The sequence below is a fragment of the Variovorax sp. 01T432 genome (assembly GCF_056398605.1).
Genome location: NZ_JBFTPS010000012.1, coordinates 65,767 through 91,070 on the forward strand (window position 1 = coordinate 65,767; position 25,304 = coordinate 91,070).

Below are 25,304 nucleotides of genomic sequence, written 5' to 3' on the forward strand. Positions count from 1 at the left end.
CTGCCCGCTGGGCGGGACCGGTATGAAGGGAGCAAGGGGCGCCGCGCGAGGACGAGACGCTAAACTCCAGCCGATGATTTTAGCGATCCCCTCCCCACTCGGCGTGGCGCTGGGCATCGCCACCGCCGCGGCCTATGGCACCACGGCCGCCGCCGCCTCGCGCTTCGGCCCGCGCGCCACCCGGTTGGCGCTGGGCATCGCCTGGCTGCTGCATGCGCTCACGCTGGGCTGGAGCCTGGGCGGCGGCACGCCCCGCTTCGGCTTCGCACCGGCCATTTCCGTCACGGCCTGGCTCGTGCTGACCGTCTACGGTATCGAGAACCGCATGTACCCGCAGCTGCGGGTGCGGCGTGTGCTCGCGGCACTGGGCGCGGCAGCGGTGCTGCTCGCCATCCTCTTTCCCGGCTCGCCGCTGCATGTCTCGGCCTCGCCATGGCTGCCGCTGCACCTGGCACTCGGCATCGCGTCCTATGGCCTCTTCGGTGCGGCGGTGGTCCATGCCTGGCTCATGACCCGGGCCGAGAAGCAGATCCGGCTCGCGACCGAGCCGCAAGGCGGCGTGCCGCTGCTGACCCTGGAACGGCTCACCTTCCGTTTCGTGACCGCCGGCTTCGTGCTGCTGTCGGCGACGCTTCTGGCCGGTATTCTTTTCAGCGAGACGCTCTACGGCACGTCCTCGCGCGGCTTGAGGTGGGATCACAAGAGCGTGTTCTCGGTGCTGGCCTGGGTCAGCTTCGCCGTGCTCCTGCTCGGACGCGCGCGCTTCGGCTGGCGCGGGCGCACCGCGCGGCGCGTTCTCTACGCCGGCGCGGCCTTGTTGATGCTGGCTTATGTGGGATCCCGCTTCGTGCTCGAAGTGGTCCTCGGTCGAGCCACATGAGTACCCCATGAAATACCTCCTTGTCCTCGTCGTCGTGCTGGTGGCGATCCATTTCTGGCGCAAGGGCCGCCGCGACGAGATGCGCTCGCGCGCCCCCCCAGCAACACCCCGCGCGCCGCCGGCCGTCGGCGCACCGAAGGCCATGGTGCGCTGCGCCTACTGCGGGTTGCATCTGCCCATGACGGATGCGATCAGCGGTCCCGACGGGATGTACTGCTGTGTCGCGCACCGACAGGCCGCGGGTCGCTGAGATGCGCCGGCCATGAGTGCCTTCCTCTGGTCACGCGGCGACCCGGCAACCGACTGGAGTTCGCTCGAGAAATTCAATCCCGAGAGCTCGGCCCTGCTGCGGCTGTGGCGCGGGTTCACGGCGGCACGATGCTTCGTCGCGGCGGTGCTGCTGTTGCTGCAGGCCGTGGCCCACTTTCTCGGCCAGCCGATGCAGGTTCCCGCCATCGCGCTCTCCGCGGGCTACCTGATGGCGGCCTTGCTGGTGGCGCGCTACGGGCCGTTTCAGCCGCAGATCCGCGGCTTCGGCGCCGCATGGCTTTCCACCATCGGGGTCGACCTGGTCGTGTTCACGGCGCTGCAGCTGCTCCAGGTCGGCGGCGTCAACTACACGCCGCTTTTCGCCTTGCCGGTGCTGATGGGCGCGGTGCTGGGCACAGGGATAGTCGGCCTCGGTACCACCGCGGCGGCAGCCCTGCTGCTGCTGGCCCACGCCGGCTGGTACTGGCTGGACCAGTCCACGGACACCTCTCCACGTTTCGTGCAGGCGGCGCTGACCGGAACCGGCCTGTTCGTCGTGGCATTGCTGGCGCACGAACTGGCGCGCCGGCTCACGCGCGAGGAGGCGATGGCGCAGCGCAATCGAAGCACCGCGCAGATGCATGCGCTCGTCAACGATCTCGTGATCGAGACGCTCAGCGAAGGCGTGCTGGTCGTCGATATCCGGGGCCAGGTTCATGCGGCAAACCCCGCGGCCAATGCGATTCTCGGACAGGGACTCGCCAACCTGCCGCTGCCCTTCACGCTGAATGCGCAGCCGGCCTGGGTTGCGCTGGCCACGCTCGCGCAACGAACCTTCGCGCGCCGCACACCGCAATCGAGGGAAATTCCGGTCGCGCAGGCCCAGGGTTCCGTCCGCGAGGTCCGCGTGCGCACGCGGCTGACACCGGCCACCGACGGCCGCAGCGAGAGCCTGTGCGTGATGTTCCTGCAGGACTTGCGCGAACTCGAAGCGCGCATCCGCACTGAGAAACTGGCAGCCATGGGGCGCATGTCGGCCGCGGTTGCCCACGAGATCCGCAACCCGCTGGCCGCCATCACCCAGGCCAGCGCGCTGCTCAGCGAAGACCTGGTCGACCCGACCCACCGCCAGCTGACGACGATGGTGCAGCAGAATGCACTGCGCCTGTCGCGCATCGTCGACGACGTGCTGGACGTGGCCCGCGCCCGGCAGCAGCGGGTGCTGCCGACGAGCGAACAGTTGCCGCTCGACACGACCGTCCGCGCGCTCGCGGAAGAATGGGTCCGCCATTCGCAGCGCCAGGGCGTGCTGCTGGTCCTGGACTCGGCCGACAGCCACGTGCGCTTCGATGCCGAACATCTGCGCCGCATCCTGGTGAACCTGCTGGACAACGCGGCGCGCTATGCCGGCGATCGGGACGGCTCGATCCAGGTCAGCACGCGCCGCAACTCCGCCGGCCGCGCCACGCTGCAGATCTGGAGCGATGGGGCGCCGCTCGAGCCCGCGGTCCAGCGCCACCTGTTCGAGCCCTTCTTTTCCTCGGAGAGCCGCTCCAGCGGCCTGGGCCTTTTCCTCTGCCGGGAGCTTTGCGAACGCCACGGCGCGAACATCGGCTACGAACGCCGGGCCTTGTCCGCGGCGAGCCCGGAAGGCAACGAGTTCTTCGTCGCCTTCGCCACGGCCGAGGGCCGGCTGACACAATAGAGGCGTGAGCACACTGCATCCACCAGCCACCAGCCCCGCCAGGATCCTGGTCGTCGACGACGAACCCGATCTGCGCACGCTCTACGAGCTCACGCTCTTGCGCGAGGGCTATCAGGTCGAGGCGGCGGGGACGGTGTCCGAGGCCTGGCAGCATCTGGATGCGGGCCGCTTCGACGCGGTGATCACCGACATGCGCCTGCCCGACGGACTCGGCATGAAGATCGTGCAGCGCATCCAGCAGGACCAGCGCGGCGAGCGCTGCGTCGTCATGACAGCCTATGGCTCCGCCGAGAATGCGGTCGAGGCCCTGAAGGCCGGCGCCTTCGATTACCTGACCAAGCCGGTGGACCTCAAGCAGTTCCGTTCGGTGGTGGCATCCGCCGTGCAGGCCCAAGCCATCGTGGCGAAGCCGGTGCGGCAGCTCGACGATGGCGGCAGGGGCGCGGCCCCGGCGGCTGTCGGCGGCAACGCGAGCGCGGCCCTCGAACGACTGGTCGGCGACTCCGAGCCGATGCGGCTCGTGAAGAGTCGCATCGCCAAGGTGGCGCGTGGCATGGCGCCGGTGCTGGTGCGCGGCGAGTCGGGCACCGGCAAGGAACTGGTGGCACGCGCGGTGCATGCCTGCAGCCAGCGAAGCGACGGTCCTTTCGTGGCCGTCAACTGCGGCGCCATTCCAGAGAACCTGCTCGAAGCTGAATTCTTCGGCGCGCGCAAGGGCTCCTATACCGGCTCCTCGCAGGACCGCGACGGCTACTTCCAGGCCGCGCGCGGCGGCACGCTCTTCCTCGACGAGATCGGTGACCTGCCGCTCGCGATGCAATCCAAGCTGCTGCGCGCCATCCAGGAACGCAGCGTCCGGCCGATCGGCTCGACGCAGGAAGACGCGGTCGACGTCCGCATCGTGAGCGCGACCCACAAGGACCTGCACGCCGAGGTGCAGGCCGGGCGCTTTCGCCAGGATCTGTTCTACCGACTGAACGTGATCGAGATCGCCGTTCCGGCCTTGCGCGACCGCCGCGAGGATCTGCCGGCGCTGTGCGAGGCCTTGCTCGCGCGCATCGCCCGAGATGCCGCGATGCCGGTTCCGACGCTCTCGCCTGACGTGCTCCAGCTGCTGTCCGAACATCCGCTGCACGGCAACGTCCGCGAACTTGAAAACCTGCTGCACCGCGCCGTCGCCCTGAGCGACGGCGACATGCTGCATCTCGACTTGGCGGACAGCACGGTACTGCCCGCGGCACTCGCCGACCTGGCGCCCGCACCGCGGCCGGCGGCGCAACCTGTCGAACCCGCCCCCGTGGCCGTCGTGCCCCCGCGCGAGACCAAGGCGGCGCCGACCGCGGTGCCCAGCGACCTGCAGACCTACCTCGATCAGCAGGAGCGCGAGATCCTCGTGCGCGCCTTGCAGGAAAGCGGATTCAATCGCACGGCGGCCGCCGCCCGGCTCGGCCTCAGCCTGCGTCAGATCCGCTACCGCATCGCTCGCCTGGGTATCGCAACGCCGAACGGCGACGATGCCGGTGGCGCCGGTGCCGATGACTGAGGCCGCCATCGGCTCCGGCCTCTGGGCGGACGGCTGGTATCGCTTCGCCAGAATGCTGCGGTCGCCCAATTTCGGGCCGCGCCCCACGGGAGCACAGATCGACCTGATCGTCCTGCATTCGATCAGCCTGCCGCCCGGCCGCTATGGCGGCGACGAGGTCCAGCAGCTCTTCACCAACCGGCTCGACTGGGACGCCCACCCCTACTTCCAGACCATCCGCGGCATCGAGGTCTCGGCCCATTTCTATGTCCGCCGCAGCGGCGAACTGTGGCAGTTCGTGAGCTGCGACGACCGCGCGTGGCACGCCGGCGCATCGTCGTGGCGCGGGCGCGCGAACTGCAATGACGACTCGATCGGCATCGAACTCGAAGGGCTGGAGGGCGAACTCTTCGAGGCCGCCCAATACGAAACCCTCGCCAGCCTGTGCCCCGCCATCGCCCAACGCTATGCCATCGGGTTCATCGCCGGCCACCAGCACATCGCGCCGGGCCGGAAGGCCGACCCCGGAAGCGGCTTCGACTGGCCGCTGCTGCACGCGCTCACCGGCTGGGATCGCACGATGTTTCCGGAAAGCGTCGCGCTGCGCTGAAATTTTTCAATCGCGCAGCCTCAGGCGATGTGCGCCTGATGCAGCCCGACAACATCGAGACGGCTCCGCCGCGCGCCTAGCAACCACGCGCCCCCCAGGCCCAAAATCTCTCGAAAGGCCCGTGGGATGCGGCCTGCGCTACGGTGTCTCAACCAGGATGCGGCAAATCAACCGACGCCCAGTGCAACACGATAGTTCACATTGGTTGAAGATTGTCAAAAACACCATATCTAGTGGGTTGTACACCCTCCGCACCCTATATATAGTGTGCCCTGGCCCGCGCCGAGAGCCGGGCCCCATGGCCGATATCGCATCGCCGCCCAACAAGAATTGCCAACCGAGGATCGAATGCAAACTGCTCTGAACACTCCCTCCACGCCTCGCGCCGTTGCCTCGACGCCGCAGAACCGCGACGTTGCGGGCTCGCCTGCCGGCAACGCGCTCGCCCACTACCAGATCATTCGCCGCAACGGCGCGGTCGTGCCCTTCGAGCCCAACAAGATCGCGATCGCGATGATGAAGGCCTTCCTTGCGGTGCACGGCACCCAGGGCGCGGCTTCCGCCAGCGTGCGCGAAACTGTGGACAACCTGACCCAGGCGGTGGTGCGCGCGATGGTGCGCTCGCGTCCGGGCGGCGGCACCTTCCACATCGAGGACGTGCAGGACCAGGTCGAACTCGGCCTGATGCGCGGCGGCCACCATGAGATCGCGCGCGCCTATGTGCTCTACCGCGAACGCCGCAGCCAGGAACGCACCAGGCAGGGCGAGGCCGAGGCGCCCGTCGCCGCTGCCACGCTGCACGTACTGGACGGCGGCGAACGCGTCGCGCTCGACCTCAACGAACTCAAGGGCCTGATCGAATCCGCCTGCATTGGCCTGGGCGACAGCATCACGGCCGCGCCGATCCAGGCCGAGACGATGCGCAACCTCTACGACGGCGTGCCCCTCGACGAGGTCTACAAGGCATCGATCCTGGCGGCCCGCACGCTGATCGAGAAGGACCCCGACTACACCTTCGCCACCGCCCGCCTGCTGCTGCACACGATCTTCAAGGAGGTGATCGGCCGCGAAGTGCCGCTGGCCGAGCGCGCCCAGGCCTACGCCGACTATTTCCCCCAGTTCATCAAGAAGGGTGTGGAGAACGAGCTGCTCGACGAGCGCCTGCTGCAGTACGACCTGGCCCGCCTGGGCGCCGCTCTCAAGCCGCAACGCGACCTGCAATTCGACTACCTCGGCCTGCAGACGCTCTACGACCGCTACTTCCTGCACGTGCGCAAGTCACGCATCGAACTGCCGCAGGCATTCTTCATGCGCGTCTCCATGGGCCTTGCATTGAACGAGATCGACCGCGAAGCTCGCGCGATCGAGTTCTACGAGGTTCTTTCGTCCTTCGATTTCATGTCGAGCACGCCGACGCTGTTCAACAGCGGCACCCTGCGCTCGCAGCTGTCGAGCTGCTACCTGACCACCGTGCCGGACGACCTCGACGGCATCTACGAGTCGATCAAGGAAAACGCCCTGCTCTCCAAGTTCGCAGGCGGCCTGGGCAACGACTGGACGCGCGTGCGCGCGCTCGGCAGCCACATCAAGGGCACCAACGGCGAGTCGCAGGGCGTCGTGCCCTTCCTCAAGGTGGTGAACGACACGGCCGTGGCGGTCAATCAGGGCGGCAAGCGCAAGGGCGCCGTCTGCACCTACCTGGAAACCTGGCATCTGGACATCGAGGAGTTCCTCGAACTGCGCAAGAACACCGGCGACGACCGCCGCCGCACCCATGACATGAACACGGCGAACTGGATTCCCGACCTGTTCATGCGCCGCGTGATGGAAAAAGGCACCTGGACGCTGTTCTCGCCGTCCAACGTCCCCGACCTGCACGACAAGTTCGGCATCGACTTCGAGACCGCCTACGTCGCCTACGAGGAAAAGGCCGCGCGCGGCGAGATCAAGCCCAGCCGCACGCTCCAGGCCACCGACCTCTGGCGCAAGATGCTCACGATGCTGTTCGAAACCGGGCATCCCTGGATCACCTTCAAGGATGCGTGCAACGTGCGCTCGCCCCAGCAGCACGCCGGCGTGGTTCATTCGTCGAACCTGTGCACCGAGATCACCCTCAACACCAGCGACACCGAAACCGCGGTCTGCAACCTCGGCTCGGTCAACCTGCCGCAGCACCTGAAGGACGGCAAGGTCGACCAGGAAAAGCTCAAGCGGACGATCTCCACCGCGATGCGCATGCTCGACAACGTGATCGACATCAACTACTACGCGGTCAAGAAGGCGCGCGATTCGAACCTGCGCCACCGTCCGGTGGGCCTCGGCGTGATGGGCTTCCAGGATGCGCTGTACGAATTGCGCGTCCCCTACGCCTCGCAGGAAGCCGTGCAGTTCGCCGACGAATCGATGGAAGCCATCTGCTACCACGCCTACTGGGCGTCGACCGAGCTGGCCAGGGAACGCGGCAAGTACTCGAGCTACAAGGGCTCGCTGTGGGAAAGGGGCATCCTGCCGATCGACACGCTGGACCTGCTCGAGAAGGCCCGCGGCGGCTACGTCGAAGTGGACCGCTCGTCCACGCTCGACTGGAATGCCCTGCGCCAGAAGATCAAGGCCGACGGCATGCGCAACTCCAACTGCGTCGCCATCGCGCCGACGGCGACCATCTCCAACATCATCGGAGTCGACGCCTCGATCGAACCTTGCTTCGGCAATCTGTCGGTCAAGTCGAACCTCTCCGGCGAGTTCACGGTCATCAACCACTACCTGGTGCGCGACCTCAAGCGCCTGGGCCTGTGGGACGACGTGATGGTGATGGACCTGAAGCATTTCGACGGCTCGCTGCGCCCGATCGATCGCGTGCCGCAGGACGTGAAGGCGCTCTATGCCACCGCTTTCGAAGTCGAAACCACCTGGCTGGTCGAGGCTGCCGCACGTCGCCAGAAGTGGATCGACCAGGCGCAGTCGCTCAACATCTACATGGCGGGCGCGTCGGGCAAGAAGCTCGACGACACCTACAAGCTCGCATGGCTGCGCGGACTGAAGACCACCTACTACCTGCGCACGCAGAGCGCGACGCACGCCGAGAAGTCGACGGTGCAGTCGGGTCGCCTCAACGCAGTGTCCTCGGGTGGCGCCGGCGGCGGCGCAGTGGCGGCGACATCGTCGGGCAGCATGAGCGCGCTCGAAGCCGCGGCGCTCGCAGCACAAGCGCAGATGAGCGCGATGCCCGCAACCGACATCGCGTTCTGCGGTGTCGATGATCCGACTTGCGAAGCGTGCCAGTGATGCAGCGCGGTGTCGGTGTGATGTCGTATGCATTCGCGGCATCGCCTGACAAATTGCGATGCATGAGAGCAACATAACGACAACATAATTGGAGCGCGATGTGACGAGCACTTTGCAACTCACTTCGTTGCTCACATAATTTGAGCATTGGATTTTTCTATGTTGACCTGGGACGAAGAAGTCAAGCCCTCCTTGCCAAAGGATCTGCAACAAGGATTGCGGCACACATCGAACAGCGGCTCGCAAGTCGAGCGCGCGTCGGAACTCCCGACTTCGCAATTTGCTCCAGCGGTTCGCACGCTCGATGACGGCGCCACGGTGCGCGCACCTCAAGCTTCGATGGCGTCCATGGCGGCCGCCGTCGCCGCGATTCCCGCGGCCCGCCGCGTCAACGCGGCCGACAAGCGCATCATCAACGGTCAGACCGACGTCAACCAGCTGGTGCCTTTCAAGTACAAGTGGGCCTGGGAAAAGTACCTTGCCACCTGCGCCAATCATTGGATGCCGCAGGAAGTGAACATGACGCGCGATATCGCGCTCTGGAAAGACCCGAACGGCCTGACCGAGGACGAGCGCCGCATCGTCAAGCGCAACCTCGGTTTCTTCGTGACCGCCGATTCGCTGGCCGCCAACAACATCGTGCTGGGCACCTATCGCCACATCACGGCGCCCGAATGCCGTCAGTTCCTGCTGCGTCAGGCCTTCGAGGAGGCCATCCACACGCACGCCTACCAGTACATCGTCGAGTCGCTCGGCCTGGACGAGAGCGAGATCTTCAACGCCTACAACGAAGTGGCTTCGATCCGCGAGAAGGACCAGTTCCTGATCCCCTTCATCGAAGCCATCAGCGACCCGCACTTCCATACCGGCACGCACGAGAACGACCAGACCCTGCTCAAGTCGCTGATCGTCTTCGCCTGCCTGATGGAGGGCCTCTTCTTCTACGTCGGCTTCACTCAGATCCTCGCACTGGGCCGCCAGAACAAGATGACCGGCGCCGCCGAGCAGTATCAATACATCCTGCGCGACGAATCGATGCACTGCAATTTCGGCATCGACCTGATCAACCAGCTGAAGCTCGAGAACCCGCACCTCTGGACGACCGAGTTCAAGGCGGAGATCAAGGCCCTCTTCCTGAAGGCCGTCGAGCTCGAATACAAGTACGCCGAAGACACCATGCCGCGCGGCGTGCTCGGCATGAATGCCTCCATGTTCAAGGGCTACCTGCGCTACATCGCCAACCGCCGCGCACAGCAGATCGGCCTGGAAACGCTCTTCCCGAACGAAGAAAACCCGTTCCCCTGGATGAGCGAAATGATTGACCTGAAGAAGGAGCGCAACTTCTTCGAGACCCGCGTGATCGAGTACCAGTCGGGTGGTGCGCTCTCCTGGGATTGAATCTTTTCCGATAAGAACAAATGAATTCAAGAATAGCTCTCGCCGACGACATGCACCGAAGAGTGCGGCATCGGTAGGGGCACAGGTGTTCATGGTGCTGGAGTTGGTCCAACACCATGAATCGCTTCACGCTACCAACACGCGTGGAGTGCTTCAAAAGGTTGATTTTTTCAACTTGATCAAGGAGAAATAGAAATGGCAACTGCAAAGAAAGCGCCGGCTAAGAAAGCCGCTGCAAAGAAGGCTCCGGCAAAGAAGGTCGTCGCCAAGAAGGCGCCGGCCAAGAAGGTCGTAGCGAAGAAGGCTCCCGCCAAGAAGGTAGTCGCCAAGAAGGCACCGGCGAAGAAGGCCGCTGCAAAGAAGGCGCCTGCAAAGAAGGTCGTAGCGAAGAAGGCACCGGCGAAGAAGGCCCCTGCCAAGAAGGCACCGGCAAAGAAGGCCGCTGCAAAGAAGGCTCCTGCCAAGAAGGCGCCTGCAAAGAAGGCTGCAGCCAAGAAGCCTGCCGCCAAGAAAGCAGCGAAGAAGCCCGCTGCCAAGAAGGCTGCGAAAGCGCCCGCCAAGGCTGCCGTAGCGCCTGCGCCTGCTGCTGCAGCCCCCGCAGCGCAAACGACGCTGAACCCCCAGGCAGCCTGGCCGTTCCCTACGGCCAGCAAGCCCTGAGTCGTTCAGACGGCCTCAAGGCGAAAGCCCAGTACCGAAAGGTGCTGGGCTTTTTTTATGCCGGGCGGCTCAGAGACCCAGCACCTTCAGGTCCACCTGGTAGTTCTGCGGACCGCGTTGCGCGATCTTGAGGGCGCCGATGCGATTGCCCAATTCAGCGCAGCGCGCGAGCGGCCAGCCCTGCTCGAGACCGAACAAGAGCGCACCGCGCCAGGCATCGCCGCAACCCGTAGGCTCGACCACGGCCGTCGGCGTCACTCCCGGCACATGCTCGCGATTCCCTTCGATCCAGATCTCGCAGCCCTCGGCGGCGAGAGTCACCACCAGACCGCGCACGCGTTTCGAGATCTCTGCGAGGCTCCACCCGGTGCGCTGTGAAAGCATCTTTCCTTCATAGTCGTTGACCACGACCCAACTCGCCAGTTCGACGAAATGCGAGAGCTCCTTGCCGTCGAACATCGGCAGGCCCTGGCCCGGATCGAACACGAACGGGATGCCGGCAGCCTTGAATTGCTCGGCGTGCTGCAGCATCGCCTCCCGCCCATCGGGCGCCACGATGCCGAGCCGGACATCCTCGCGCGCAGCAACGCGCGTGATGTGCGCCTGCTGCATCGCGCCCGGATGGAATGCCGTGATCTGGTTGTTGTCGCGGTCGTTCATGATCATCGCCTGAGCGGTGAAGCTGTCGTCCACCTGCTTGACGAACTCCGTACTGATGCCCAGCGTGCGAAGCCGCTCCAGGTAGTCGCCGCCGTCGCTGCCGACTGTCGCCATCGGCAGCGCGGTGCCGCCGAGCGCATTGAGGCTGTAGGCAATGTTGCCTGCGCAGCCGCCGAAATCGCGCCGCAGGCCGGGCACGAGAAAGGAGACGTTGAGGATGTGCAACTGATCAGGAAGGATTTGGTCGGCGAACCGGCCCTCGAAAGTCATGATGGTGTCGAACGCGAGGGAACCGCAAATCACTGCTGCCATGGATAAGCCACTGGTTGGTTGGAGAAAAGAAGAAAAGATGACGCACCCGCTCAGGGGTAGAACGCCACCACGCGATAGCCCGCGACAGGAGGCATCAGCGCCGCCTCGGGGCCGGTGAGCACGAGCGGCAGCGATGCGCTGCGCTCGGCGCGCGCCGGCAGGACCAAGGGCGCACCGAACTCGGAGGGCATCAGAACGCGTCGCACCACGGCGCGCTCCTGCATGTCGAGCAATGAAAGCTCGACCGCGGGCATTGCGAGCGGCACGGTGGCTGCATTGCGCAAAGTGAAGCTGAGACGATAGGCGTCGACACCGCTCTTCTCGCGCGCAAACGACGCTCCGTCGATCGTGATGTCGCTGATCTGGCGCAGTGCGGACACCTGGCAGCGAGTCAGGCCGCAGAGCGCCTCGAGCACCGGGCGCAGAACGGGTTGCCGTGCAGCGATGAGGTCACGCTCCTGGCGCAGCACCTGGGCCGCCAGAAGCAGGGCGGCAACGACGGCCAACACCCAGAAGGAACGCCGCACGGCCGCGCGTTGCCAGAAGCCCGGCGCTTCCACCGCGGTGCTGGACCATCGCGGCGCCCGAAAGCCCGCGTCCAGCGATGGCTCCAGCTCGCTGGCTGCAAGGACCAGCGGGGCCGACGCGGTCTCCCGCGCCTTCTCACTGCGGGCCTTGGACCGGGCGATCTTGGCGGACTTGACGCGTGCACGGCGCAAGGCTTTCTGCAGCTGCGCATGGCCTGTGTCTTCGCCGACCACCGAAAGCGCGGCCTCGCCGCCAGGACGCGCGGACGGCAGATTCAGATCGAGGTCCGGAAAGGCGAGCGGCGGCGGCGGCGGTGGCCGCACGGCGGCGCGCCCACTCTCCTGCGTCAGCAGCATGGATTCGCTGTCGAGCCACGGCTCGTCGCTCATGACTCCGCCGAGGGGCGGCAGGTCGGTTGGATGGGCGACGGTGCCAGGCTCGACTTTCGGTGAGAAGGGTGGCGGCGTCTCCGGCTCGTCGTCGAGGAAGTCGGTTTCCGAAAGCTCGCCTGGCCCGCTGTCCGCCGCCTCGGGTGCTTCCGGCATCGTGATGTCGACCGGCGGCTGCGCGGCGGCTTCGACCGGTGGGTCGCGATCATCTGGCACGCCCGGGGCGCCACCGGGCAGCGGCGAGGATGCGGCTGTGGCGAGCGCCTGGGGCCCATCGGGCGCCTCATGCAATTCGACGGTCGCGTCGAACACTTCGCTGCACCGGCCGCAACGCACCCATCCATCAGAGATACGAAGCTGGTCCTTCACCACCTTGAAGGTGGTGGCGCAGGCAGGACAGCGGGTGGCCAGACTCATGAGCCGCCGATTGTAGGGTTCATGTTGCGCGCCACCCCAAGGCTGCACGCACTTCGCTCAGCTCGAGTCGAGTCAAGCCTTCGTCATGAGAATCCAGCCGTCCTCGCTATCGCTCACCTGCAGTGCCGCGTACGGCGCATAGGCGAGCTTCAGCTCGTCGGCCTGCCGCTCGAGGATGCCGGCCAGCACCAGAGCACCGCCCGGCGCCACGTAGTCACACAGCAAGGGCGCCAGCACCTTGAGCGGCGTGGCGAGAATGTTGGCGAGCACGATGTCGTAACGCCCCTTCGCCTCTTCGGGCAGGCCTGCGTTCAATTGCACGCCATTGGCCTCGGCATTGAGCCGCGTCGACTCCACAGCGGCCTCGTCGATGTCGACCGCGTCGATGTCCCGCGCGCCGAATTTCGCCGCGGCGATCGCCAGGATGCCGGAGCCGCACCCATAGTCCAGCACACGCTTGGCGCCAAGGTCTCCGCGCGAGGCGAGCCAGCGCAGGCACATGCGCGTCGTGGGGTGCGTGCCCGTGCCGAAGGCCAGGCCCGGATCCAGCCGGATCACCCGGCGGGCCTGTGCGGGCGGCTCGTGCCAGGTGGGCACGATCCAGAATTCGGGCGTGATCTCGACCGGAGCGAACTGGGATTGGGTCAGCCGTACCCAGTCCTGTTCCGGTACGTCGGCCAAACCCAGCAGCTCGCAACCTTCGAAGAAGTCCTGCGCGGCGAGCACCGATGCCGCCTCCCGGGCCAGTGACTCGGTCGCGAACAGCGCAATCACCCGCGAGCGCTGCCATCCCTCCTTGGGCGGTGGCATGCCCGGTTCGCCGAACAGGGCCTGCTCGGCGTCGGTCTGGGCATCTGCATCCTCGACGGAGACGCTCAACGCATCCAAGGCGTCAAGCGCGTCGCTGACGGTCTCGACACGGTCTTCCGGAACGAGCAGGCGGAGTTCGAACACGGCCAGCTTCGAGCTCAGCGCTTGTGCGCCAGCAGCCACTCTTCGAGGTAGTGGATGTTCGTGCCACCGCTCATGAACTTGGCGTCGACCATCAGCTCCCGATGGAGGGCGATGTTGGTCTGAATGCCTTCGATCACCGTCTCGTTGAGCGCCGTGCGCATGCGCGCCAGCGCCTGATCGCGCGTGTCTCCGTGAACGATGATCTTGCCGATCATCGAGTCGTAGTTCGGCGGTACGAAGTAGTTGGTGTAGACGTGGGAATCCACGCGCACTCCCGGACCACCCGGCGGATGCCACATCGTGATGCGGCCCGGCGAAGGCGTGAACTTGTACGGGTCCTCGGCGTTGATCCGGCACTCGATCGCATGGCCGCGCATCTCGATCTGGCGCTGCGTGAAAGGCAGCTTCTCGCCCGCCGCCACCATGATCTGCATCTTCACGATGTCGATGCCCGTCGTGAACTCCGTCACCGGATGCTCCACCTGCACGCGGGTGTTCATCTCGATGAAATAGAACTCGCCGTTCTCGTAGAGAAATTCGAAGGTGCCGGCGCCTCGGTAGCCGATCTTCTTGCAGGCCGCCGTGCAGCGCTCGCCGATCTTTTCGATGAGCTTGCGCGGAATGCCCGGTGCCGGTGATTCCTCGATCACCTTCTGGTGGCGCCGCTGCATCGAACAGTCGCGCTCGCCGAGGTAGACCGCGTTCTTGTGCTTGTCGGCAAGAATCTGGATCTCGATGTGGCGCGGGTTCTGGAGAAACTTCTCCATGTAGACGGCCGGATTGTTGAAAGCCGCACCGGCCTCCGCCTTGGTCATCTGGATCGCATTGACCAGCGCCGCCTCTGTGTGCACGACGCGCATGCCGCGTCCGCCGCCACCGCCCGCCGCCTTGATGATGACCGGATAGCCGATCGCCCGGGCAATGCGCTTGTTGGTGTTGGCGTCGTCGGACAGTTCGCCTTCGGAGCCGGGCACGCAGGGAACGCCAGCCTTGATCATCGCCTGCTTGGCCGACACCTTGTCGCCCATGATCCGGATCGATTCGGGCGAAGGGCCGATGAACTGGAATCCGCTCTGCTCCACACGCTCGGCGAAATTGGCGTTCTCGCTCAGAAAGCCATAGCCTGGGTGGATGGCTTCCGAGTCCGTCACTTCGGCCGCCGAAATGATCGCCGGCATGTTCAGATAGCTCAGCGCGGATGGCGCGGGGCCGATGCACACCGCCTCCTGCGCGAGCTTGACGTATTTCGCGTCGCGGTCGGCCTCGGAATACACCATCACGGCCTTGATGCCGAGTTCGCTGCAGGCGCGCTGGATTCTTAAAGCAATCTCACCGCGGTTGGCAACCAGTATCTTCTTGAACATGGTCACTCAATGATGAACAGCGGCTGGCCGTATTCGACCGCCTGCCCGTTCTCGCTGAGGATCTGGGTCACGGTGCCGGCCTTGTCGGCCTCGATTTCGTTGAGGATCTTCATCGCCTCGATGATGCAGACGGTGTCGCCTTCCTTGACCTGGCTGCCGATCTCGACGAATGCCGGAGCGCCAGGGCTGGAAGAACGGTAGAAAGTGCCGACCATCGGCGACTTGATCGCATGGCCGGCGGGCGCGGCGGCCTCGGCCGGCGCAGCCGCGGGGCTGGCCGCGGTGATTGCCGGGGGCGCACCCGCTGCGGGGGCCGCCACGGTTTGCACATATTGCACGGGCGCGGCGATACCACCCTTGACGATGCGGACCTTGCCCTCGGTTTCGGTGATTTCCAGTTCGGAAATATTGGATTCAGACACCAAGTCGATCAGTGTCTTGAGCTTGCGTAGATCCATGGGACTCCAGCGCCGGCTTTGCCGGTTATTAGAATGTAACTCGCCTGAAAATCGGTTTATTTCGGCGTTTCAACGCCAAGTACCAGATGAGTGGGGCTGGATTCTAGCCGTGAACTATGCCCGTCGCCATGTTTGGAGATCGCCCGGCTCGAGCTTGCCCATCTTACGCGCCGCAACACCGCCTGCCGCGTCCACGAAAAGGCTGAAGGGAAGACCGCCCGCGGAGTTACCCAATTGCTTGATGAGTTCCGTCCCGTCCAGTCCCGCCAGGCCGATGGGATAGCTGACCGGCGTCCGGGCCAGGAACTTCCTGACCGCGCTGGGCTGGTCGATCGCCAAACCAACGACTTGCCATCCGTTAGCGGCATTTTCCCGGAAGAAGGCATCGATCATCGGCATTTCTTCCACACAAGGCGGACACCACGTCGCCCAGAAATTGAGCAGTATCGGTTTGCCACGAAGGTTCTCGAGGGCGATCTCCCCGCCCTCCGGGCGTTCGAAGCGATGGCCCCAGAACTCGCCGCCCAGGGGCTGTGAAGCGCCTGTCGTCGCTCGGCGCTGCCAGAGGGCGCCGCCGCCGATCCCGGCAATTGCCGCGACCGCCGCCACGCCACCGAAAAGCCAGGCTCGACGCGTTGGCTTGGAGGTCATCCACTGTCCTTTTCTATCAATCGGCGGAGTGCCGCCAGGTTTCCCCTTGGCACTCGACCTTGGGCGTCGGGCTTGAGCGCCCCGCGCAGATCATCCAGGTCGTAGACCAGCAGGTGCACGCCGATTTCCTCTCCGAGCGCCCTGCTTGCCGCATGCACGCTCAATGCCTCGACCTGTTCGCCGTGAAAGCCGGTGACCATGCGCGGCTCGTAGTCCACATGGTGATCGATGAGCGCAATCTCGGCCGACTTCGAATCGTCGCAGAACAGCTGGATATAGATATCCGAGAGCCGGGTGGCCGTGCCGTGCCACACGGCGCCGCCCACATGCGGGCGGAACTGCGCCATTCGCTCCATCCAGTCCAGCGCCAGCAGGCGCAAGGCATGGAGCTCTTTCGGCTGGGTGTCGGCGCAATAGAGCTGGATATAGTCCCGTACTTCGGCTTCGACCTCGTCATTGTTCGGCAACGGGGTGCGCGCAGGCAGGCCCAGGTCGCGCACCGCGCGGCGCTTCGCCGGGCCGTACTCCAGCCCTTCCTCGACGACGAGGCGGGCCGCAGAAGCGGCGATTTCCTGCTTGGACATGTCCATCGGGCCATTTTGCCCGGAGTAAGGCGGCGGCAGAAGTCCACGCAGCGCGCATCCCTAGAATTGCCTGATGCACATTCATATTCTCGGCATCTGCGGCACCTTCATGGGCGGCGTTGCCGCCCTGGCGCGCGAAGCCGGCCACCGGGTGACCGGCTGCGATGCCGGTGTCTATCCGCCCATGAGCGACCAGCTCCGGGCCCTCGGCATCGATCTGATCGAGGGCTTCGGCGCTGACCAGTTGGCCCTGAAGCCTGACGTCTACGTGGTCGGCAACGTCGTTTCACGCGCCCGGCTGAGCGACGGCACGCCCAAGTTTCCCTTGATGGAGGCCATCCTGGACGCCGGTGCGATCTATACGAGCGGCCCGCAATGGCTGGCCGAACACGTGCTCCAGGGCCGGCATGTGTTGGCCGTGGCGGGCACGCACGGCAAGACGACCACCACCTCGATGCTGGCATGGGTGCTGGAACGCGCCGGCCTCGCGCCCGGGTTCCTCGTGGGCGGCGTACCGCTCGACTTCGGTGTTTCCGCGAGGCTTGGGAAGAGCGCCTCGACGCCCTTCGTCATCGAGGCCGACGAATACGACACGGCCTTCTTCGACAAGCGCAGCAAGTTCGTCCACTACCGCCCGAGAACGGCGGTCCTGAACAACCTCGAGTTCGACCACGCCGACATCTTCGATGACCTGGCGGCGATCGAGCGGCAATTCCACCACCTTGTCCGCACGGTGCCGGGCAGCGGCCGGATCGTGGTCAACGCGACCGAAGACAGTCTGCGACGCGTGCTCGCGCAGGGCTGCTGGAGCGAACTCGTTCGCTTCGGCGCCGGGGGACAATGGCAGGCACGGGGGTCGCACGATGCCTTCGACGTGCTGCACAACGCAGAGCCAGTCGGCCACGTCGATTGGCAGCTTTCCGGGCTGCACAATCAGATGAATGCGCTCGCCGCCATCGCGGCGGCCGAGCATGTGGGCGTTGCGCCGGCCGATGCGGCAGCGGCACTCGCAAGCTTCCGCAACGTGCGGCGCCGGATGGAACTGCGCGGCACCATCCGGCGCGGGGACGGATCGATCACCGTCTACGACGACTTCGCCCATCATCCGACGGCGATCCGCACCACACTTGATGGCCTTCGCGACAAGATTGACGCCAGCGGCAGGAAGAGTGAGCGCATCCTCGCAGCCTTCGAACCCCGCAGCAACACCATGAAGCTCGGCACCATGGCCGCGCAGCTTCCCTGGAGCCTCGAATCGGCCAATCTCTCGTTCTGCCACAGTGGCGGACTGGACTGGGACGCCGCCGCCGCCCTCGCGCCGATGGGTACTCGGGCGAAGGTCAGCGGCTCGATCGAAGCGCTGGTGGAACAGATCGTCGTCGCGGCCCGGGCCGGCGACCACATCGTCTGCATGAGCAACGGCGGCTTCGGCGGCATTCACGACAAGCTCCTTTCCGCCCTGCAGGCGCGAGAATGAGTCCATGCGCGCGCGGCAACTCATCGAGACCCTGAATCTCCAGCCCCATCCGGAGGGCGGGTGGTTCCGCGAGATCTTCCGTTCGGCCGCGCAGGTCATGCCCGCCGACGGGCGCGAGGCCCGGCAGGCACTCACGACCATCTACTTCCTGCTGGAGGCCCACCAGCATTCGCGCTGGCATCGGGTGCTGTCCGATGAAGTGTGGATCTACCTCGAAGGCGCCCCGCTCGCGCTCTGGACCAGCGATGCCGCGCTGCGCACCCCGCCGGCCCACCTGCGGCTGGGCCCTGTCGATACGCACGGCACCCGGCCGCAGCACACCGTTGCGGCCGGCCAATGGCAGGCCGCGCGCCCCATCATTGGCCACGACACGCCGGCCGACCTGGACTTCACGCTCGTGAGCTGCACCGTGGGCCCCGGGTTCGACTTCGACGATTTCTCGTTCATGTCCCCGGACGGCGACGAGGCAGCGCTGGTGCGGCATCACTGGCCGGCACTGGCCGCGCTGATCTGACAGGACCTCGGCCGCGGCAAATGATCAGCGCCGCTGCTTCACGGCGTGCGACAGCACCTCCAGCACGCCCTGCGAATCGTCCCACCCGAGGCAGGCGTCGGTGATGCTCTTGCCGTATTCGAGGCCTGCGATCTTGTCCTTGCCGGGGGTGAACTTCTGCGCGCCGGCGTGCAGGTTGCTTTCGACCATCACGCCGAAGATGCTGCGACTGCCGCCGGAGATCTGCGCGGCGATGTCCTTTGCCACATCGATCTGCTTCTGGTGCTGCTTGCTGCTGTTCGCGTGGCTGCAGTCGACCATCAGCGTCGGCGGCAGCTTGGCGGCTTCGAGGTCCTTGCAGGCCGCCGCGACGCTGGCCGCGTCGTAGTTGGGCGCCTTGCCACCGCGCAGGATCACGTGGCAGTCCCGATTGCCGTTGGTCTGCACGATGGCGACCTGGCCGTTCTTGTGGACCGAGAGGAAGTGGTGGCCGCGCGCCGCGGCCTGGATGGCGTCCGTGGCGATGCGGATGTTGCCGTCGGTGCCGTTCTTGAAGCCGATCGGCGCCGACAGCCCCGAGGCCAGTTCCCGGTGCACCTGGCTTTCTGTGGTGCGGGCACCGATCGCGCCCCACGCGATCAGGTCGCCGATGTACTGCGGCGAGATCACGTCGAGGAACTCGCTGCCCGCCGGCAGACCCAGCCGGTTGATGTCGATCAGCAACTGGCGCGCGATCCGCAAGCCTTCATCGATGCGGTAGCTCTCGTCCAGGTACGGGTCGTTGATCAGCCCCTTCCAGCCCACCGTGGTGCGCGGCTTTTCGAAGTAGACGCGCATCACGATCTCCAGCGTGCCGGCGTACTTGTCGCGCTCGACCTTCAGGCGACGGGCGTAGTCGAGAGCAGCGGCCGGATCGTGGATGGAGCACGGCCCCATCACGACCAGGAGCCTGTCGTCCTTGCCTGCCATGATCTTGTGGATCGCACGGCGCGTATCGGTGATCAGCGACTCGACCGGTGTACCGCGGATGGGGAAGAAGCGAATGAGGTGTTCGGGAGGGGGGAGCACTGTGATGTCCTTGATGCGTTCGTCGTCGGTTCGGCTGGTCTTTTCGACGTTCGCATACCAGGTGTCGCTGGCCGGGGCAGTGTTCGTGCTCATCGCTCAATCCTTATTGAATTCTTCAAGGCATAAAAAAACCGCCGGGGCTTGGGGCACCGGCGGTTTTGGGAGGGGGTTCGTTTGTCTTACGCGCTCGCCTCTCGTCCGCCGGATACCGGGAACCAGAAGTACGAAAAAAAGAACACTGCGCGCAGGGACATAGGGGCGCAATGTAGCACAGCGATTGCGAAAGGGTTGTTACGGGAGGCCATCAGGCCGTGCCGCCGACAGTGAGCCCGTCAATGCGCAGCGTGGGCTGACCGACACCGACCGGCACGCTCTGGCCTTCCTTGCCGCAGGTGCCGACGCCCGAATCGAGCGCCATGTCGTTGCCGATCATCTTCACGCGCGTGAGCGCATCCGGACCGTTGCCGACCAGCGTCGCGCCCTTCACCGGGTACTGGATCTTGCCGTTCTCCACCCAGTAGGCTTCGCTGGCGGAGAACACGAACTTGCCGCTCGTGATATCAACCTGTCCGCCGCCGAAATTGGTGGCGTAGAGGCCCTTCTTGATACTGGCGACGATCTCTTCCGGCTCGTGCTTGCCGCCCAGCATGTAGGTGTTCGTCATGCGCGGCATCGGCACATGGGCATAGCTTTCGCGCCGGCCGTTGCCGGTGGGCTTGACCTTCATCAGGCGCGCATTGAGCGAATCCTGGATGTAGCCCTTGAGGATGCCGTCCTCGATCAGCACGTTGCGCTGGGTCGCATGGCCTTCGTCGTCGACATTGAGCGAGCCGCGGCGATCGGCGATCGTGCCGTCGTCCAGTACCGTCACGCCCTTGGCCGCGACGCGTTCGCCAATGCGGCCCGAAAAGGCGCTCGATCCCTTGCGGTTGAAGTCGCCTTCGAGCCCGTGGCCGATGGCCTCGTGCAGGAGGATGCCGGGCCAGCCCGGGCCCAGGACGACGGTCATTTCGCCCGCCGGTGCGGGGCGCGAATCCAGATTCGTGAGCGCCGCCTTGACGGCCTGGTCGACGTATAGGGCGATGTGCTCGTCATCGAAGTAGGCAAGCCCGAAGCGCCCACCACCGCCGCCCGAGCCCACCTCCCGGCGGCCATTCTGCTCGGCGATCACCGTGACGGACAGGCGCACCAGCGGCCGCACATCGGCGGCCAGCGTGCCGTCCGCGCGCGCGACCAGCACCACGTCGTACTCGCTCGCGAGGCCGGCCATGACCTGCGCGACGCGCGGATCGCGGGAACGCGCCAGCTTTTCGACCTTGCCGAGCAGGTCGACCTTGGCCTGGCTGTCGAGCGTCGAGATCGGGTCGACGCCGCCGTAGAGCGACCGGCTGCCAGCGACCTTGCGCGCGGGGGTCTTCACACGGCCCGTGCGACCCGCGGCCGAGATGGTCCGCACCGTGCGCGCCGCGTCGAGCAAAGAGGCCTCTGAAATATCGTCCGAATAGGCGAAGGCAGTCTTCTCGCCGCTCACCGCCCGCACGCCGACGCCCTGGTCGATGCTGAAGCTGCCGGTCTTGACGATGCCCTCTTCCAGGCTCCAGCCCTCGCTGCGTGTGTACTGGAAATAGAGATCGGCGTCGTCCACCTTGTGCGCGGTGATCTCGGCGAGCGCGCGCGACAGGTGCGACTCGTCGAGACCGAATGGCGTGAGCAGGAGCTGCTGCGCCGTGGCGAGGCGCTCGATGGTGGGTTCGCGGGAAATCATGAGGGCATTCTAGGGCTCGCCCCCCGCCCGCGCGCAGCGCGGGTCGCTTCGCCTTTCCCCGCGCGAGGGCTGCCGGCGGCGTCAGGTCTGCATCAGGCGCTTGGCGCGCGCGATCGACATCAGGATGCCCAGCCCGAGCCCCAGCGTCACCATCGCGGTCCCGCCGTAGCTGATGAAGGGCAGCGGCACGCCGACCACCGGCAGGATGCCGCTCACCATGCCCATGTTCACGAAGGCGTAGGTGAAGAAGATCATCGTCATCGCACCCGCCAGCAGGCGCGAGAACAGCGTCGGCGCGTCCAGCGCGATGGCCAGTCCGCGGAAGATCAGGAAGATGAAGGCGGCGATCAGCGACAGGTTGCCCACCAGCCCGAACTCCTCCGAATAGGCCGCGAAGATGAAGTCGGTGGTGCGCTCCGGGATGAATTCCAGGTGCGTTTGCGTCCCCTGCATGAAGCCCTTTCCGCCGACGCCGCCGGAACCGATGGCGATCATCCCCTGGATGATGTGGAAACCCTTGCCCAGCGGGTCCTTGGTCGGATCGAGCAGCGTGCAGATGCGCTGCTTCTGATAGTCGTGCAGCACCCGCCAATCGACGCCGTCGGCGCACAGCCTGGATTCGAAGCCCACGATCAGCGCCACCGCGACCATGCCGATCAGCACCGGCGGCACGATGAGCTTCCACGACAGCCCGGCGAAGAAGATCACCGACATGCCGGCCGCGAGCACCAGCAGCGCGGTGCCGAGGTCCGGCTGCTTCATGATCAGGCCGATCGGCACGACCAGAAGCACCGTCGCGACCAGGAAATCGAGCGGCCGCAACTGCCCCTCGCGCCGCTGGAACCACCAGGCAAGCATCAGCGGCATCGCGATCTTCAGGATTTCACTCGGCTGGATCACCACGCCGACGTTGATCCAGCGCTGGGCGCCCTTCTTCGTGATGCCGAAGAACACCACCGCGACCAGCAGCGACACGCCGATGACGTAGAGCGGCACCGCAAAGACCATGAGGCGCTGCGGCGGCACCTGCGCGACCAGGAACATGATGAAGACCGCCAGCAGCATGTTGCGGCCATGGTCGATGAAGCGCGAGCCGTGGTCGTAGCCCGAGGAATACATCGTCAGCATTCCGGCGACGCACAGAAGGAGCACGGCCAGCGCGAGGAAGCCGTCGAAGCCCTTGAACGCGGGCCAAATGCGCCTTGCGAGCGAGGGTTGGTGAAAGACAGCCGACATGGCGGCGGATTATCCGCGCCCCGGAGTACCCTTCAATCCAGATCGAGCCGAACGACCGTGCGCCCGGGTCGACTTTCGAGCGCGAGCGCCGCGCCGATGGCGCGCGCACGCTCCTGCAGAGCACGCGGCGCGTGCAGGCCGTCGTAGCCTCGGCCGTTGTCGACCACGCTGAGCCGCACGGAAGGCCCCGCCATCCCCGCCTCGATTCGCAGCACCGTCGCCTGTGCGTGCTGCAGCACGTTGGAGATCGCCTCGAACAGCAGGAACTGCAGTTGGCGCATGGCCTGGGCATCGAGCCGCTCCACCGGCGCCAGTTCGTCGACCGCCCACTGCAATTCGAGGCCCGAGGCCGCGAAGCGCGGCGCGAGCCGGTAGCGCAGCGCCGCCAGCAGCGCGCCGACGTCGCCGGGAGGGAACTGGATCGAATCGATCGAGAGCTTCAACTGATCGAGCGAATCGCGCAAGGTGCGCAGCAATTCGTCCGGCCGGGACTGCCCCGACTGCAATTGCCGAATGGCCGCGCTGATGTGCGTCCCCACGCCGTCGTGCATGTCGCGCAGGATCCGCTGGCGTTCGAGCATGGTCGCCTGCTCGCGCGCGGCTTGCTCGAGCTGCGCATACGTGGCGGCGAGTTCGCGCTCCCGGTCGGCCACCCTGGCCGAAAGCGTCGCAAGCAGGTCGCGCGCCTGTTCGCTCGCGGCGCGAAAGCGCGTGACCAGGATCGTGAGCAGCGCGATGCCGAAGAACACCGAGATGTAGCGGATCCACGTGGTATCGCCATAGGAGTCGCTCAAGCGGATGACCAGCCAGTCGCGCAGCCCGACGAGCACGGTGAGCACCGCGACGGTGGACAGCAGCACCCGCGCCTTGCTCGGCCGCCGCACCGTCGCCACCACGAAGCCCGCGATATAAAGGGCGATACCCACGATTTCAAGCGCCAGCCAAGTGGTCAGCCACCGGGGTTCGGCGCGGGCGAGCGACACCCAGGTCACGACCACCGAGCCGAGAAACATCACCGCCATGGCCGCCTTCATCCAGCGCAGGCTGGGTTGGCGATGGCATCCGGCCACGTGATGGCAGAACAGCATGGCCGAGGCGGCCCAGCCGGAATAGCAGGCGGTCATCAGCATGCCCCAGGCGATCCAGGGCAGGGGCGGGTTGGGGATCGCGCCATCCCCCACGCGCAAGGCCCAGCAGAACTCGGCCAGCGCCGCCCAGAGGTACACGCCCTCCCGGCGCACCCCTCCCACCGCGCTGGTATCGAGCTGGGTGAGCCAGAGCGCGAACGCGGTCAGCCCGACCACCAGGCTGAAGGCCGCCAGCAGTACCGAGCCCGTGAAGCGCCAGGCATAGGCGCTCGTGAACAGCTCGCCCCGTACGTCGTCCGCCGGCCCCATCACCAGTGTCGACAGCCCGGCGCGGCGGCCCGTATCGGCGCGAATGCGCACCTGCAACTGGTTCTTGCCGCGGCGCAGCAGCGTGGCCGGTACCGGGACGAAGCGGGGCGCCTTGGCGTAGTCGCCGCCATCGCTGCGCAGCAGGCTCCCCTCGGCCCGGAGCAGTTCGCCGTTGAGCCGGACCTCGAAGGACGTCCCGACGCGTGCCATGTAGATGCCCCAGGGCACTTCGGGCGAAGCTTCGAGCGAGAAAGGCAGGTCGAAACTCGCGACTCCGGGTTGCCCCGCCTGCTGCCGATCCCAGTGGTAGGGCAGACGCAGCGGCCGAACCTGCGTGACACCGCCCACGGTGGTGGTCACCGTCCCGCTTTCGAGCTCCAGCAGATCCGGGCCCGCGAACGCGCACGCCATGGCCCACCACAGCGCCAGCGCCAGACCCCACCGGGCGCCCCTGCGCGGCCAGGCCTGCATGGCACCGTTCAACCGGGGTGGCGCAGCAGGCCCAGGCGCATGGCCTCGAAGACTGCCTCGTTCTTGGAATGCACCGCCAGCTTGCCGTAGAGGTTCTTGATGTGCGTCTGCACGGTGTGGACGCTCAGGGCGTGGAGCCGCGCGATCTCGGCGTAGGAAAAGCCGCGCGCGATCAGCGCCAGCACATCCTGCTCGCGCTTCGACAGCAGTGCGCGGCCCGGCACCACCGGCGCGGCAACGGGCACCGCCGGGGCCGCTTCGGCAGGCCGGCTTTCCTCCTGAAGGCTGCGGTACTTGCTCAGCACGCGGCGCGCGACCATGGGCGAGATCGGCGAGCCGCCGGCCTTCATGTCGAGAATGGTCTTGGCGATGCTTTCGGGCGCGTCGTCCTTGTGGATATAGCCGACCGCGCCGGCTTCGATGCTCGCGAGCACGTTTTCCTCGTCGCCGAACACCGAGATCACGAGGGGCTCGCAGCGCGGATGGCGCGCAATAGCCTCGCGGATCACCCGTAACCCGCTGCCGTCGGGCAGCCCGAGATCGACCAGCAGCACGTCCGGCGCCTCCTCGGTGCGGCCCAGCCAGTCCAGCGCCTCGCCCACCGTCCCCAGGCTGGCCAGCCACCGCAAGCGGCCACACCGCCGGACGCTGTCCTCGAAAAAGGCCCGCGTCGGGCCATCGTCCTCGACCACCACCACACCCCAGGGGGCGGCGCCATCTGCGTCCGGGACTTCGTTTTGCTGCATAACGAAGAGCATATAGGCAGGGGGC

The 25,304-nt window shown here is 66.0% G+C and carries 22 protein-coding genes; 10 read left to right on the top strand and 12 right to left on the bottom strand.

All coding sequences use genetic code 11. The features are described 5' to 3' along the window. Positions 1-73: 73 nt before the first annotated feature. The 8 genes from AC1DNF_RS12030 to AC1DNF_RS12065 all read left to right on the top strand — a co-directional run bounded on the left by AC1DNF_RS12030 (position 74) and on the right by AC1DNF_RS12065 (position 10,309). Positions 74-880, top strand: coding sequence for a cytochrome C assembly family protein (locus AC1DNF_RS12030; RefSeq protein WP_478148823.1), 807 nt, complete (start codon positions 74-76; stop codon positions 878-880). A 7-nt stretch (positions 881-887) separates the two neighbouring features. After that, positions 888-1,130 carry a PP0621 family protein gene (locus AC1DNF_RS12035; protein ID WP_478148824.1) on the top strand — a complete coding sequence of 81 codons (243 nt, stop codon included), beginning with the start codon at positions 888-890 and terminating at the stop codon, positions 1,128-1,130. A 12-nt stretch (positions 1,131-1,142) separates the two neighbouring features. After that, positions 1,143-2,834: a sensor histidine kinase gene (locus tag AC1DNF_RS12040; RefSeq protein ID WP_478148825.1), complete on the top strand. Its 1,692-nt coding sequence runs from the start codon at positions 1,143-1,145 to the stop codon at positions 2,832-2,834. Between the two features lie 13 nt (positions 2,835-2,847). After that, the gene (locus tag AC1DNF_RS12045) at positions 2,848-4,377 is read left to right on the top strand and encodes a sigma-54-dependent transcriptional regulator (RefSeq protein WP_478148884.1); all 1,530 of its coding nucleotides are present in this window, start codon (positions 2,848-2,850) and stop codon (positions 4,375-4,377) included. Continuing rightward, positions 4,370-4,966, top strand: a complete 597-nt coding sequence (gene ampD / locus AC1DNF_RS12050) for a 1,6-anhydro-N-acetylmuramyl-L-alanine amidase AmpD (RefSeq protein WP_478148826.1) — start codon at positions 4,370-4,372, stop codon at positions 4,964-4,966. Before AC1DNF_RS12045 ends, ampD begins: the two co-directional genes overlap by 8 nt. Before the next feature lie 348 nt (positions 4,967-5,314). Next, positions 5,315-8,251 carry a ribonucleoside-diphosphate reductase subunit alpha gene (locus AC1DNF_RS12055; RefSeq protein ID WP_478148827.1) on the top strand — a complete coding sequence of 979 codons (2,937 nt, stop codon included), beginning with the start codon at positions 5,315-5,317 and terminating at the stop codon, positions 8,249-8,251. 159 nt (positions 8,252-8,410) lie between these two features. Further along, positions 8,411-9,649 (top strand): ribonucleotide-diphosphate reductase subunit beta, encoded by a 1,239-nt coding sequence (locus AC1DNF_RS12060; RefSeq protein WP_478148828.1) that lies wholly within the window; start codon positions 8,411-8,413, stop codon positions 9,647-9,649. Positions 9,650-9,844: 195 nt separating this feature from the next. After that, positions 9,845-10,309 (top strand): histone H1-like DNA-binding protein, encoded by a 465-nt coding sequence (locus AC1DNF_RS12065; RefSeq protein ID WP_478148829.1) that lies wholly within the window; start codon positions 9,845-9,847, stop codon positions 10,307-10,309. 69 nt (positions 10,310-10,378) lie between these two features. Here AC1DNF_RS12065 and AC1DNF_RS12070 read toward each other — a convergent pair whose 3' ends face one another. The 7 genes from AC1DNF_RS12070 to AC1DNF_RS12100 form a co-directional block, all read right to left on the bottom strand. After that, positions 10,379-11,281, bottom strand: coding sequence for a carbohydrate kinase family protein (locus AC1DNF_RS12070; protein ID WP_478148830.1), 903 nt, complete (start codon positions 11,279-11,281; stop codon positions 10,379-10,381). A gap of 50 nt (positions 11,282-11,331) precedes the next feature. Further along, the gene (locus AC1DNF_RS12075) at positions 11,332-12,615 is read right to left on the bottom strand and encodes a zinc-ribbon and DUF3426 domain-containing protein (protein WP_478148831.1); all 1,284 of its coding nucleotides are present in this window, start codon (positions 12,613-12,615) and stop codon (positions 11,332-11,334) included. A gap of 72 nt (positions 12,616-12,687) precedes the next feature. After that, on the bottom strand, positions 12,688-13,569 hold the full coding sequence (prmA, locus tag AC1DNF_RS12080; RefSeq protein WP_478148832.1) for a 50S ribosomal protein L11 methyltransferase: 882 nt from the start codon (positions 13,567-13,569) through the stop codon (positions 12,688-12,690). A gap of 14 nt (positions 13,570-13,583) precedes the next feature. Then, a complete protein-coding gene (accC, locus tag AC1DNF_RS12085) occupies positions 13,584-14,933 on the bottom strand; it encodes an acetyl-CoA carboxylase biotin carboxylase subunit (protein ID WP_478148833.1) in 1,350 nt (449 codons plus the stop codon). 2 nt (positions 14,934-14,935) lie between these two features. Further along, positions 14,936-15,391: an acetyl-CoA carboxylase biotin carboxyl carrier protein gene (accB, locus tag AC1DNF_RS12090; RefSeq protein ID WP_478148834.1), complete on the bottom strand. Its 456-nt coding sequence runs from the start codon at positions 15,389-15,391 to the stop codon at positions 14,936-14,938. Between the two features lie 114 nt (positions 15,392-15,505). Next, complete coding sequence (locus tag AC1DNF_RS12095) at positions 15,506-16,042, bottom strand: TlpA disulfide reductase family protein (RefSeq protein ID WP_478148835.1); 537 nt, start codon at positions 16,040-16,042, stop codon at positions 15,506-15,508. Next, complete coding sequence (locus tag AC1DNF_RS12100; RefSeq protein ID WP_478148836.1) at positions 16,039-16,632, bottom strand: hypothetical protein; 594 nt, start codon at positions 16,630-16,632, stop codon at positions 16,039-16,041. Before AC1DNF_RS12100 ends, AC1DNF_RS12095 begins: the two co-directional genes overlap by 4 nt. A gap of 67 nt (positions 16,633-16,699) precedes the next feature. Here AC1DNF_RS12100 and mpl point away from each other — a divergent pair, with 67 nt between their 5' ends. Next, a complete protein-coding gene (mpl, locus tag AC1DNF_RS12105) occupies positions 16,700-18,103 on the top strand; it encodes a UDP-N-acetylmuramate:L-alanyl-gamma-D-glutamyl-meso-diaminopimelate ligase (protein WP_478148837.1) in 1,404 nt (467 codons plus the stop codon). 4 nt (positions 18,104-18,107) lie between these two features. Next, positions 18,108-18,617, top strand: a complete 510-nt coding sequence (locus AC1DNF_RS12110; protein WP_478148838.1) for a cupin domain-containing protein — start codon at positions 18,108-18,110, stop codon at positions 18,615-18,617. A 24-nt stretch (positions 18,618-18,641) separates the two neighbouring features. Here the strand turns inward: AC1DNF_RS12110 and AC1DNF_RS12115 are convergent, their stop codons facing one another. The 5 genes from AC1DNF_RS12115 to AC1DNF_RS12135 form a co-directional block, all read right to left on the bottom strand. Then, the gene (locus AC1DNF_RS12115; RefSeq protein ID WP_478148839.1) at positions 18,642-19,757 is read right to left on the bottom strand and encodes a 3-deoxy-7-phosphoheptulonate synthase; all 1,116 of its coding nucleotides are present in this window, start codon (positions 19,755-19,757) and stop codon (positions 18,642-18,644) included. 211 nt (positions 19,758-19,968) lie between these two features. Then, positions 19,969-21,429 carry a metalloprotease TldD gene (gene tldD, locus AC1DNF_RS12120; RefSeq protein WP_478148840.1) on the bottom strand — a complete coding sequence of 487 codons (1,461 nt, stop codon included), beginning with the start codon at positions 21,427-21,429 and terminating at the stop codon, positions 19,969-19,971. Positions 21,430-21,510: 81 nt separating this feature from the next. After that, positions 21,511-22,665: a rod shape-determining protein RodA gene (gene rodA / locus AC1DNF_RS12125; RefSeq protein WP_478148841.1), complete on the bottom strand. Its 1,155-nt coding sequence runs from the start codon at positions 22,663-22,665 to the stop codon at positions 21,511-21,513. Positions 22,666-22,697: 32 nt separating this feature from the next. After that, positions 22,698-24,533: a sensor histidine kinase gene (locus AC1DNF_RS12130; protein WP_478148842.1), complete on the bottom strand. Its 1,836-nt coding sequence runs from the start codon at positions 24,531-24,533 to the stop codon at positions 22,698-22,700. A gap of 8 nt (positions 24,534-24,541) precedes the next feature. Further along, positions 24,542-25,279, bottom strand: a complete 738-nt coding sequence (locus AC1DNF_RS12135) for a LuxR C-terminal-related transcriptional regulator (protein ID WP_478148843.1) — start codon at positions 25,277-25,279, stop codon at positions 24,542-24,544. Positions 25,280-25,304: the final 25 nt, after the last annotated feature.